Origin of the sequence: uncultured Eudoraea sp. (assembly GCF_947258525.1) — a bacterium.
Classification (GTDB): domain Bacteria; phylum Bacteroidota; class Bacteroidia; order Flavobacteriales; family Flavobacteriaceae; genus Eudoraea.
On the sequence record NZ_CAMYIP010000065.1, the window covers coordinates 1 to 13514 of the forward strand.

The 13514-nt window shown below is 39.1% G+C and carries 7 protein-coding genes and 1 rRNA gene; 3 read left to right on the plus strand and 5 right to left on the minus strand.

The genetic code is table 11. The annotated features are described in order from the left end of the window. Nucleotides 1–84 (minus strand): 16S ribosomal RNA (locus Q0X89_RS05100); the annotation flags it as partial. 466 nt (nt 85–550) lie between these two features. Beyond that, nucleotides 551–2530, minus strand: a complete 1980-nt coding sequence (locus tag Q0X89_RS05105; RefSeq protein ID WP_297691787.1) for a putative porin — start codon at nt 2528–2530, stop codon at nt 551–553. Between the two features lie 294 nt (nt 2531–2824). Here Q0X89_RS05105 and Q0X89_RS05110 point away from each other — a divergent pair, with 294 nt between their 5' ends. The 3 genes from Q0X89_RS05110 to Q0X89_RS05120 are packed head-to-tail and all read left to right on the plus strand — an operon-like array spanning nt 2825 to nt 7877. Further along, on the plus strand, nt 2825–5728 hold the full coding sequence (locus Q0X89_RS05110; RefSeq protein ID WP_297691788.1) for a glycosyl hydrolase: 2904 nt from the start codon (nt 2825–2827) through the stop codon (nt 5726–5728). 20 nt (nt 5729–5748) lie between these two features. Beyond that, nucleotides 5749–7164, plus strand: coding sequence for a thrombospondin type 3 repeat-containing protein (locus Q0X89_RS05115; protein WP_297691790.1), 1416 nt, complete (start codon nt 5749–5751; stop codon nt 7162–7164). Further along, a complete protein-coding gene (locus tag Q0X89_RS05120; protein WP_297691791.1) occupies nt 7161–7877 on the plus strand; it encodes a hypothetical protein in 717 nt (238 codons plus the stop codon). Before Q0X89_RS05115 ends, Q0X89_RS05120 begins: the two co-directional genes overlap by 4 nt. Nucleotides 7878–8346: 469 nt before the next feature. Here Q0X89_RS05120 and Q0X89_RS05125 read toward each other — a convergent pair whose 3' ends face one another. The 3 genes from Q0X89_RS05125 to Q0X89_RS05135 are packed head-to-tail and all read right to left on the minus strand — an operon-like array spanning nt 8347 to nt 13474. Beyond that, a complete protein-coding gene (locus tag Q0X89_RS05125; protein WP_297691793.1) occupies nt 8347–8868 on the minus strand; it encodes a hypothetical protein in 522 nt (173 codons plus the stop codon). A gap of 16 nt (nt 8869–8884) precedes the next feature. Continuing rightward, nucleotides 8885–10303, minus strand: a complete 1419-nt coding sequence (locus tag Q0X89_RS05130; RefSeq protein ID WP_297691794.1) for a SusD/RagB family nutrient-binding outer membrane lipoprotein — start codon at nt 10301–10303, stop codon at nt 8885–8887. Between the two features lie 18 nt (nt 10304–10321). Then, nucleotides 10322–13474: a SusC/RagA family TonB-linked outer membrane protein gene (locus Q0X89_RS05135; protein ID WP_297691796.1), complete on the minus strand. Its 3153-nt coding sequence runs from the start codon at nt 13472–13474 to the stop codon at nt 10322–10324. Nucleotides 13475–13514 lie beyond the last annotated feature (40 nt).

A 13514-nucleotide genomic window follows, 5' to 3' on the forward strand; every position in this document is an offset into this window, starting at 1 on the left:
AAGCACCTTATGTTACCGTTCGACTTGCATGTGTTAGGCCTGCCGCTAGCGTTCATCCTGAGCCAGGATCAAACTCTTCATCGTTGTATCGTAAAATACGTATATACGCCTAGATAAACTATGAAAACTCCATCCTAACCCTTGTTGTTATTCTTATTCCAAAATAATTTAATTCCTCTATCTATCTCTTCCGGTAGAAACCAAAAAAAATAAACAGAAAAACGCTGTCTGTCAATATGTCAATGAACTTCTAATTTCAGTAAATCCAAAATTTACCAATACTTAACCAAAGCTACTGCCCAGCTAAGCGGGTGCAAATATAGAGCACTTTTTTTGCTTGCACAACCCTAAATCAAAAAAAAATATCTTCTAAAAATAATTAAATTATAACATGCTGAATATGAAGCCTTCACCTCAATAATTCATTGGTTTAATCCCCAAAATTTTTAGCTAAAACTCAAGACAGGTGTAAAAGAACATTGAAACAAAACAGCAGATAAAAGCCAGACCTGCAATCTTGACTCATATTATTTTCAGTTTTATTATAAAATCAGGAAAAGAAATTCCATACCAATCCAAATCTTATTACAAAATCGCGATAAGGGTAATTGGGGGAAGAATAAAAACTATTGCCGGTAAACGAAGAATTAAAATGTTCTGCCTTAAGATATATCCTGGCAGTTCTGACTTTGGCATTTATAAAAAAGTCTAATAATGGAAACCCTCCCAGTTTCTCCCTGTTCTGTGTATAGAATTCGGCCAGCAAAGGATTGTAAGCGTCCATATTATAACTGCTAAAATACTTAAAGGTTATTCCTGTTTGTAAAAACATTGCTTTCTTAAAAACATCTTTAGAAAAATAAAGTGTATTTCTTGTGACGAACGCCGGTAGATTTAATACCTCATTATCCTGGGTGACGTTCTGATACATTAAGGTATTACTCAGCGCCCAGTCTCCAAACCTAAATTCTTTAACGTATTTAACCTTTAGGTAGTTCACGCTGTTTGATTCCTGAACTGGCTTTATAAAAGCATTCTCCAAATTATCCTCAGCTTGTTCGTCATTTGCAAGAGAAGTAAAATAAGTATAATTGTCTGTTGTTGTATATTTTGCACTTATATTTCCCCATACCTGCGATTCCAGGTTAAATTGCAGACTGCTCAGGCGTTCTTTCTCAAAGTTTTGAACGTTGTACCAATTGTAATTTTCGTAATCGGACTGATATAACAAGAAATTAAAATTCGGCAATCTGGATGAAGAATGTATGCTTGCACTAATTTTATTCTTTTCATTTAGTTGGAAACTGGCCGATGCATCTATAATATTACCGGTTAGTTTGCCCGAGATATTATAAGCAATGCCACCCTGCAGCATAAATCCTCCAATTTGTTTTTTATATTTTGCTCCTATTGCAACTTCTTCGCCTCTGAGTTTATTTGGTATGAAGCCTTCATCTGTTGTTATTGTGGTATTGAAAAAATAGTTGTAGTTGTACAAATTAACAGATCCTTTTAATACACCCAGGGTTCTGTTGGAAAACTCTACATTAAGCTCATTATACATGGTCATTAAGCTTGCCTTGTCATCAATTGGACTTACTAAGGCATCTCCAAAATATACGTTTTCCGTATCTTGCTGAAATTGGTAATTCTTGGTTTCATAGGTAAAAACGTGTCCAAACCCCAGGTAATTTGATTTGGAACGAACAGAATCCGTTTCATTTTTCTGTAATCTGTATTGGTGCTCCAGATAATATCTTTTCCCAATCAGGACATTCTGGGCATCGGTAAAAAAAACATCTATTCTGGACCTGTCTTTAAAATCCGGATCGTTAGATTCAAACTGAAGTTCTTTATTGGAAATCCCACCATTTTCCTCCGCTTCAATTTCCTGGGATGTCCAGTGCGCCCTTAATCTGTAACGGCCATTCTCGGTTACATAGTTGGCCGTAGATCTGAAATTACCCGATTTGACCTGGCTCCAGCTATATTTTCCTAATGACCTAAAACCTTTATATGCTATAGAGAAGTTAAATCTTCGGGAGGTATTAAAAGTCAGCATTGCATCCAACAGCTGACCCTGTTCAAAAGTTGTCTTAAAAAAAAGATCCGTCATGGGTGTGGCCACATTGTAATAGGATATGTCCTCTATCTCCATATAATTAAAATGTCTCGCTTTGGAACCCAGGGAAGGATACAGGGTATTTCGTTCTAAATTAAGACCAAGGTGATTATAAGGCTGACCTACATTGGCAAAAGGCATAAGTTCAAAATCATCCCTTCGTAAATAATTGTACTTATATTCCTTTTGAATGCTTAGTGTAGTATCCAAATAAGTCGTGTCCCTGGAATACGAAACAATTTTATAATCCTTGATAGTAATTTCCAGGGTGTCTTTCTTTTTATCCTTTTTAATTTTTTTCATCCGAAACACAGCACTGTCCTGCGCTTTGGTCGGTGGCAGAGAATCATTCTGGGAAAGAAGTGTATGGCTAATAAAAACCAAAAACAGCAAAAGGAAATATTTCATTGAAAAACTTTAGTTACAGTTTTTGAAATGTGTGATTCTTATTAAACCGTTTAGAATTATGATGTAACAACTTATAAATGGATTAATTTATCCTGTTAAATAATAAAATTATTATACTGTCAGCAAAGTTAATTTTTTTGTTCCTAACTAAATGTGAAAGTTTTATGTTGCTTAAAACGTTTAAAAATTAATTTGACTGCAAACCATATATTAATTAAATCACAAATTACTGTAGTTTGGCAGAAAAAATTGAATATTCTTAGTTTTTTCAGGATATTTACCAAAAAAAATTACATGTTAAGAAAATTCGTGGTTCTCCTCCTTCTGGCAGGAACCTTTTCATATGGGCAGTTCAATGAAGGTGCGCCATGGATGAAAGATTTGAAAAAATCAAAGTCTTCCAATATTACGGCCAGGGCTGTAAATTCCATATCAGACAACTATACCATTTATGAAATATCCACAGCCTTCCATAAGTATTGGGAAGGCAAAGATAACGATGCAAAAGGCAGCGGGTATAAACCCTATATGCGATGGGAAAATTACTGGATGAATTTTGTCGATAGCGAAGGTAATCTGCCTTCCTCAGAACAATTATATACTACATGGAAGAAAAAACAGGAAAACCATGTAGGCAAAGCAATTAATCCCATAAGCGATTGGACTTCTATAGGACCGGCCACCCATGGTGCCGAGCCCGGAAGACTCCCAGGGCAGGGAAGGATAAATGCCGTTGCCGTTGATCCCAACAATGCCGATGTATGGTACGTTGGCGCCCCGGCCGGAGGGTTATGGAAATCTACAGACGCGGGTGGCAGCTGGACAAACCTGTTTGATAACTTTCTTCAAATAGGAGTTTCGGGAATAGCTATTGATGCTAACAATTCAAATATTGTTTACATTTCCACGGGTGATGACGATGCCGCGGATTCATATAGTATAGGCGTTTTTAAATCAATAGATGGAGGAACAACCTGGCAGGAAACCGGGCTCAATACTTCTACTGACCCCAATATTAATCTGTTGACGAATGAAATCGTAATAGACCCCACGAATTCCAATATTATCTGGGTAGGTTCAAATCGTGGGCTCTGGAAATCAACAGATGCCGGAGTAACTTTTAATAAGCAAACACCACTAAATATCACCGATTTTAAACTTAAACCGGGCGATCCGAATACGGTCTATGCCGTTTCAGTTTCCTCCTACTACAAATCCACCGATGGAGAAAATTTTACCAGAATTGATGATGGTTTACCCAATGATTCAGGCAGGCTGGTACTTGGCGTTAGCCCCGCAGATCCAGACGTTGTATATATTTTAAGCGCAAATACCCAGAGCAGCAATTTTAGTTACCAGGGATTATACAGATCAGCGGATAGTGGCGTAACATTTACCAAAACTGCAAATACTACAGATATCCTGGAGTCTAATCAGGCCTGGTTTGACCTTGCCATTGAAGTATCTCCTACAAATGCTAACGAAGTATATATGGGTTGTTTAAATATCTGGAAGAGTACAGATGGCGGGGATAGTTTTAACCAGCTAAATGAATGGTTCAAAAACACTGCCGCCTATACCCATGCAGATATTCATACTTTAAAATTCTTTAATAACAAATTGTATTGCGGAAGCGACGGGGGCATTTATGTTTCTGAAGACGGAGGGATATCTTTTGAGGATTATACCATAAATGGAATTGCCGTTGGGCAATTCTATCGTATTTCAGTGGCAAAAGATGACTCTGCTAAAATGGTGGGCGGATTACAGGATAATTCAGGATATATAAGAAACAATAATACCTGGAAAGTATATACGGGTGGGGATGGAATGGATTACGAGGTAGATCCCAGCAATAATAATATTGTATATGGTTTTGTTCAATTCGGAGACCCCCTGTTTGTGTCTACCGATTCCGGACAGACCGTGGGCAGAGTCGATTCTCCCGCAGGTAGGGGAAATTGGATAACACCATTGGCATTAAGCAGTGAAGGAGATGTATATGCCGGATATGATGCCGTTTTCAAATTAAACGGAAATTCATGGGAAAGGCTCTCCGATGATCTTGGAAGTACTCCTATAGACGATTTAGAGGTGGATCCCAACAACCCTTTGGTCTTATATGCCGCTGAGGGTAATACGGTATTTAGAAGCGATGACGGAGGTACAACCTTTACTGAGTTCAATGTATTTGAATCTGGTATTTCAGATATCGCAATAAACACAACAGATGGATCATTTATCTATGTAACCACCTCCAACCGCGTTGGTTTCGCACAAAATCAACAACAAGATTTAAGAGGTGTTTTTAAAGTTCCTGTAGGTGTGGACGGAACAGCTGGTACCGCAGTAGACATTACACTAAATCTGCCAACAGACCAGGCATACTTTGCCATAGTGCATCAAGGCAGAAATGTAGATAATCCAATCTATGTTGCAACTAGTCTGGGTGTCTATAGATTGGATGACACCTTAACAGAATGGGAAGATTATTTTACAGGATTGCCCAGTGTCGCCGTAAGTGATCTGGATATAAATCTGGTTGATGGAATTCTAACAGCTTCTACCTATGGAAGAGGAGTATGGCAGTCCCCTATCCCTATTAAAATTCCCGACGATGATATAGAGCTAATATCCATTACACCAGTTCCAGGCACTGTGCTTTGCGGGGAATTTGCGCCTGAAATAGTAGTCAAGAACAAAGGTATTAACGAGATTACTGCAATTAATGTGGTTTACAGCATAAATGATGGTGGAGACCAAACTTTTCAGTGGACAGGTACTTTAATTAGCGATGCTGAAACCACCATTACATTGCCCTCACAAAACATAAATATTCTTGGTCAGGTAACCCTTAATGCAGAAGTTACAATTACAAATGATGCATTTGCAGATAACAATACTATTAAAAGCACATTTTACATCAATCCATTTGGATTGGGTGGCTTGGTAAACACATTCGAAACAGAAAACGACGCTCTTTTGGCGTTTAACGACAGAACTGAAGACGTTCTATGGGAAAGAGGGGTTCCAACAGGTACTAAACTTGGTACAGCAGCGTCCGGAACACAGGTATATGGAACTACGCTTAGTGGTAATCACCCCGACAATACCAAAGGGTTTTTGGTGAGTAATTGTTATGAGCTTGCAAACATAGTAGCACCGGTACTTAAATTTAAAATGGCTTACGACCTTTAGCCCCGGTACTTAAATTTAATATGGCTTACGACCTTGAGCTATATTTTGACATTGTTTATGTTGAGTATTCTACAGATTCAGGAGTTAATTGGAACATATTAGGAAACATAAATAGTGAACCCAATTGGTATAACAGCGACAGGACTAATGATTCCTCCGGAACGGATGACGATTGTCAGAATTGCCCCGGCGCACAATGGACCGGAGAAATTCCGGATGGGCAGATTGGCGAATTCCAGGAATACGCCTATGACTTTGTAGCCAATGCTGCTTTGGGCGAAACAGACCTGACAGGGGAAAGCAATGTTATCTTCCGCATAGTATTCCAGTCAGATCCTGCAGTGACCAGGGAAGGGGTAATAATTGATGATTTCGTTGTTGATGGTTTCCAGGATGATGAAGATGATGACAACGATGGCATATTAGATGTAGATGATAACTGTCCTCTGATATCCAATTCAAATCAACTCGACACGGATGGCGATGGCGAAGGAGATGTATGTGACACAGATGATGATGGCGATGGAATTTTGGATATAAACGATAATTGTCCACTTATAGCCAATGCAGATCAGGCAGATATAGACAACGATGGTATTGGGGATGTCTGCGATGAAGATAATGACAATGATGGTGTCCCGGATACGATAGACATAATATGTCCGAATACCCCGGAAGGCGCCGTTGTAGATGTTACCGGTTGTGCTGTATTTTCTTTACCCGGTTCAAATTTCAGGGTATTGACTATTGGGGAATCCTGTATTTCCAGCAATAATGGAAGTGTAGCAATTGAGGCGGAAACTACCTTGAATTATACAGCCACTCTTACTGGCTCAGGAATCGATACTTCTGCTAATTTCTCTGACGCTACAGTCTTTGAAAATCTGGCAGCTGGCAATTACACGGTATGCCTGACTGTAGCAGGACAAGCCGGTTATGAAAACTGTTTTGATATAACCATATCAGAACCAGAGGCGCTTTCTGTTTCTTCAAAAATTAGTTCCCTTAACAATGAGGTGATTCTTAATTTCAGCGGTGGAAAGAATTATTTTATTACACTTAACGGCAGTAGATATGAAACTTCCGAAAGTTCAATTACGCTTCCTCTTTCCGGAGTTGAAAACACACTCTCTGTAAAGACAGATAAAGATTGCCAGGGCGTTTATGAAGAAACCATTGTCCTAACCACCGAGCTGTTTATTTATCCAAACCCGGTATCAAGCGGTGATCTGACCGTATATCTGGGGAATACCAGCAGAACAAAGCAGGTAGAATTAAGCCTGTATACTATAAGTGGATTAAAAGTGTTCAGCAAGCCGTTTAACGTTATGGAAAACGAAGTAAGGTTTAATGTCGATGGGTTAGCTAAAGGCATCTATTTACTTAATATAAAGACAGAAAATACATTATTGAATTATAAGATTATAAGAAAATGAAAATAACAACCAGGGTTTTTTCAGCGATTACATTGTTATTACTAACTGCATGTGGTGGTAATTCATCCAACACTGATGATACACCTCCACCGCCGGTTGTTGCGGCACCTTCGGCAGCCACTTTGGTTTTTCCTGAGGACAATACCGAATGTAATGAGGGGGTGATTTCGGAAACTGATGAAACGAAAAGCGCAGTTACTTTTCAGTGGAATGCTTCGGAAAATACAGATTCCTATGAGGTTAACCTGAGAAATATAAATATGAACACTACCACAAAAACAAACGCTTCATCCGAAGATGCCACTATAACAATAGACAGGGGCACACCATACGAGTGGTTTGTGATTTCAAAGGCAAATGGAACGAATGAAACTGCTTCAAGTGCAAAAGCGAAGTTTTACAATCAGGGACCGGGAATTGAGAACTACGCGCCATTTCCTGCTGAAGCCGTTAACCCGGCAAGAGGATCTACAATTGCTGCGGCTACGACGGTCAATTTACAATGGACCACCAGTGATATTGATGATGATATCGTAGGTTACACTGTTTTCTTTGGTACAGAAACTGACCCAACTACAGAAATAGGATCTACTGAAGACAGCAATCTAGACGCTTCTATTACATCCGGAGCAACCTATTACTGGCGTGTTGTAACTACAGACAGCCAAAATAATACTTCTACTTCTGAAGTTTTTGAATTTAGAGTAGAATAACTGAGGGGTTTAGGTCGGGCTACTTAAATTAGAATTAATGTGTGCTTTTTAATACGCTGGTTCGTGCGTTTTTTATTAAACCTTGTTGTGCCAATTCAAAGTATCTATACAATTCAGAGACCCTCAATAACTTCAAAGTTACTTGCATGATTTAAATGGATCAGTATCCTCATGATGCATTTCAGGTTCTGATTCCAAACTAAGTTGGTTCAATTGGTGTTTGTTACTCATATCAATTTTTTATCGGAGAGCTATGTTACCAAAACCCCATTGAGCTTTGTAGTGATAATTCTACCTCAGTCTATATAAAACTTGAACGCTGATGTATAAGTTTCGTGGTATCGCTCATATAGGTTTGATAAAATAATGGAGCTTCAACAAAACTTACATAGGATTTAAAAATGAATAAAAAAAGGGTCGCAAATTAAATTGCGACCCTCTTGTTTCATTAAAACTTACTTAAGAATCTTTAGTCAATATCTATGATATTAACAGTAGTAGATTTCAAGAAATCTGTACCGCCACGACCAACTGCCAAAGCTCCTTCAGCATTGGAAGCCGAATCCAAAGTAACTATTAATGTTTTATCACCATCGGCAACATCGTCTTGTAAAAGTTCCACAATGATGTCATCGTTAATAGGCCTACCGTCAACAGCCGGACTTGTTGGTAAATCAATATCCAAAGATCCTCCTGCACTGGTTGCTCCATCTACGATAAAGTCTGTTCCAAAGACAGCAGTTCCGCTGAAAGAGTAATTCACCGTTACTGTCGTTAATGTCCCTGTAGGCACTTCAACGTTCAATTCTAAGGTACCTTCATCTTCTGTAACATCTACGGGCCCTGGGTTAACATTTGTCCCGGGTGAATCAAAAGCCACATATCCAGGCAATTCTTCAACCGAAAGACCTCTGTCATTAAGATCATATTCTTCGGTACATCCAGTTAAAACAAGTACCAACGCGGATGCTATATATACTATTTTTTTCATCTTTTTTACGTTTTTATTAGTTTTCAAACCACATTGGTGTTTCCGTCGGTAAATTAGCCGGTGTATTTGGATTACTGGTAACTTCATCCGGAGGATAGTTAAATCTTCTCAAAGTCGTACCAATTGTAGATGCAGGTGGCGCATCTAAAACAGGAACCTGATTTCTTCTTACATGAGTCCAGGCCATTACTGGCTGTAGGAATGCTGCAAGATATTGTTGCTCGTAAACATCCACAATGCTAGGAGCGGGTAAACTACTAACATAACCTGTAATATCAGCTTCTGTAAGTGTTGCCAATACTCCGGGAATATCTTGTCCCCACCATCTGAGCGAGTTTGTGATGCCAGCTCTGTAATTGGCATCTGCAGATCCTGCAGCGGCAAAACCTTCAAGAGCTAATTCCGCTTTATAAAGATCTATTTCTGATGGTAACATTAACATATCAGGCAGATCAAATCTAATGATATTGTTGCTTAACACAGAAGTAGAATTATCCGGAAAGAACGCAAGTTCAGGTGCCGGTAAATCATTTCTTGCTACCCATAGGTCGTATCTAGGATCTCCGGAACCTCTTAGTAGGTTATCAATTGGTGGTCCGGGTCCAAATACATTCTGACTTTCATTGTCAGGTCCAAAGAATGCAGTAATAATTGTCTTCATTGCATTTTGAGCACCTGGTGCACCAGAATAAATCAGGTATGCCCCTTCATCATTGCTAGACATTAAAGGCTGCCCTAATGTAGCATTGATTTGAGCATCTACACTGGCTCCCCCATTACGCAATAACATTAAAGCGCGTAATTTTAAGGAATTTGCCAGAATTCTCCATTTATCCATATCACCTCCATAGTACTGATCGGCTGTTGTTTGTATTGTAAACTCACCGTCGAGCTGTCTGTTATCTATTAACGCAATGGCTTCATCATATAAGCCCACTACAGCGTTAAGCACGTCTTCCTGCCTGTCAAAATTCGGGGCAGGAAAATCCTGTCCGTTAAGTGCTTCAGTATAAGGAACATCCTCCCAAATACTTGTCAACTCAAAATAAATATGAGCACTAAGTATAGTAGCTATTGCATTAACGTTGTTACTGGTAGGACCAGCCGCCTCTGCATCTGCTTTAACCAAAGAAAGGTTACCTAATATCTGATTATACATCATACCCCATGTATTTCCGGTAAGGAAAATACTGGTGCTTCCATTTTTAGGGCTGTTGAATGTGTTTGATATATATTGTGATACATCGCATATCCTGGTCCCTAATTCTGTTACTTTTCTTGAAGAGTACTGCACAAAAACAAAGGGCAGTACTGCATTTGGATCAGCACTTGTGGCTGCCAAAGGATCTGTATTTATATCTAACTTATCATCACAGGATGAAAAAGTCCCTGATATAAACACAAAACATAGTAATATTAATTTTAGTCTTTTCATGTCTTATATTTTTTTTTATTAAAATGTCAACCTTATGTTAAAACCTACACTTCTTGTAGATGGAACACTAGCTCTTTCAATTCCAAAACCATCCGCACCAGAGCCAAACAATGTAGCTTCAGGGTCAATATGAGGTACTTTTGAATAAAGTAGTGCAAGATTTCTTCCTTCAAGTCCAAGTGTCAGACCTTTAATAAAACTATCGCCAAGCAATTTGGAAGAAAAGGTATACGATATTCCAAGTTCTCTTAACTTAACATAGGTTGCATCGTATATATAAGGCTCTGCAACACTATTATCATTTAAAGAAGTCCAGAAATCCTGAGCATTTAACAAAGGAACATCGTTATCCCTTCGATCAATAATATTGCCATCACCGTCTTGTGTTACAATGACACCTTCTGTGTCTATAAAAGTTCCTTCCCTGTTTTGCAGGGTTTCTGTAACCAAACCGCCTGTCTGAAGACCTTCAACAGTTGAAGATTTCATAACACCGCCCCAGCGTACATCAACAGTAGCGTTTAAACTTAAGCCTTTATAACTAAAGTTATTTATCCAACCACCTGTCCAATCCGGAAGAACTGAACCTAAAGTTGTAGCTTCTCCTGCTTGTCTTCTACCAGTGTTAGGGTCTATTATTGGCCTGCCTGTTTCTTCATCCTTAAGATGAGGAATAGCAAACAATTGGAATTCCTGACCTGGAACCGCAACAACCTGAACACTATTAAAGCCAGAAGCAATAACAACACGTTCAAGACCGTCAGTCAAGGAAACTACTTCCGAATCAACCTTAGAGTAATTTATTGCAGTATTCCAGGCAAAATCACCATTTCTACTTTGAACGGCAAGGGCGTCAAGAGATATTTCAAATCCAGTCTGATCTACCCTACCTACGTTTGTTGTTCTAAAAGCGAAACCTGTGGATTCCGGAATCGGAATGTTCAAAATTTGGTTTTCGTTTTTGTTATTAAAGTAAGCCGCATCCAAATTTAACCTTCCATTAAAGAATTTAAGATCCAATCCAAATTCATATGAAGTCTGTTCCTCCGGAACTAAGTTACTTGGAGGAATGGTGTTTGATGCAGAATAAGCCAATGCCCCGTTAAATGGAAAATTGTTATTAAGGCTATACTGACCTGTTGCCGTAGTTACAGGATTGAAATTAAAATTCAGTAAATATGGCGTAGTATCATTACCTACCTTAGCCCAACTTGCTCTTAATTTACCAAAACTGAAGACATCGCCAGAGATATTAAAGGCATCTGTAAATACAAATGCTAAACTAGCGGAAGGGTAAAAATAGGAGTTGTTATCTTCAGGCAGTGTAGATGAAGTATCATTTCTACCTGTTAAAGTCAAAGTTGCCCAGTTCTTATAGCCTACTTCTGCAGAACCATAGATACCAAACAATGACCTTTTATTAAAGTCTCTCGCCGGAATTGCCTGCGCGGCATTTGCAGGGCTAAATAATTCTGGGATTAAAAGATCAACACCTTGGATACGCTGTCTTTGGAATGTCCTTTCATTGTATTGAAAACCTCCGAAAACAGTTAATGCCCAATCTTCTCCAAAATCATTAGCATAGGTAAAAATTAAATCAGTAGTAAGCTCGTTTCTTCTTAATTCGTCCGAATCAAAGTCACCAAAAAGACGTTGAATAGTTCCTTTTCGGTTTGTAAGTAAACGTCTATCATCCTGAAGGTCAATACCTGCCCTACCTAAAATGCTAAAATTTTTCAAAGGTTTCCATGTAATCTGGGCGTTACCAAATACACGATCCTCGTCTCTATCATTCTTGTTCTCGTTTCTTAACCAAAGTGGGTTATTGGATAATACGCCCTGGTTATCAACAATTTGGTTTATTTGATTTCCAGACTCATCAATCCATGGAGTAAACAGTCGCTGATCAAGAGTACTACTAAAAGAATTACTCAAAGAAATAATGTTTGGATCGTTAGCCCCTGTAGCTCCAGTACCTCTGGTCTTAGTAGTGGTATACTGAACACTAAATCTGGATTCCAATTTTTCGCTATGTCTTACCCCTGCATTTAAACCAATGGTAATCCTGTCCAGACTAGATCCCGGCAATACTCCATTTTGATTTAAAGAAGTAGCACTTAGCCTGTAATCCATTTTTTCACTGGCATCACCAATAGCAAAGTTGTTTATTCTTGTTATACCCGTTTTAAAGAAGTCGTTGATACCGTTGTCTTTAACGGCTCTTAATTGTCCCGGCTGATTTGTAACCGGTGCATTAGGAACAGTCTGCCCTGTAATTCTGGGTCCCCAGTCAAATCCAACACTACCAGAATCATACTGACCATTGGTACCCATTGCATATTCCTGCTGATAATCCGGAATCCTGAACAAATTATCGAACCTTGTTGAGGAATTGAAGGATACAGTTGCTCCTGTACCGTCGCCTTTACCTTTTTTGGTAGTTACAATGATAGCCCCTGCAGCAGCACGAGAACCATAAAGAGCGGTTGCAGCTGCACCTTTTAATACGTTGATATCTTCAACATCATCCGGGTTTATTACTGCGGCGCCATTGGAAAAATCCCTGTTACCAGTGATTCGGCTTCCTGTAGGTGTCTGTGAGTTGTTAATTAAAACCCCGTCTACAACCCATAGTGGATTGTTTGCACCGCTCAGGGAAGATACACCACGAATGATAATCTTAGATGACCCACCAAGGTTACCCCCGGTATTGGTAATCTGTACACCCGTAACTTTACCCTGTAAAGAGTTAACAATGTTAGTCTCCCGGGCTTTTACCAGTTCCTCCCCTTTAACGACATCCGTGCCATATCCCAGGGTTCTGGTAGTCCTTTGAATACCAAGTGCAGTAACAACTACTTCTTCCAATGCCTGAGCATCTTCTTCCATTTGGATATTGATAGTAGTGGCTGCGCCAACTGTTCTGTTTACGGTCTTTTGTCCTATATAACTAAAGCGAAGAACGTCTCCTTCATTCGCCTGAATAGAATAATTACCGTCAAAATCTGTTTGTGTTCCAGTAGTTGTGGTAACAACTACAATAGATACTCCGGGAAGCGGCAAGCCGTTTTGGTCTGTCACGTTACCCGAAATCGTTTTCTCCTGTCCATAAGAGAAAGTGATGAATAGCACCAAAAGCGGTGTTAACATCCAGGTTAACTTTGATCTCATTTAAATAGAATTTTTGAATTAGTCATGACAAAAATCCTAA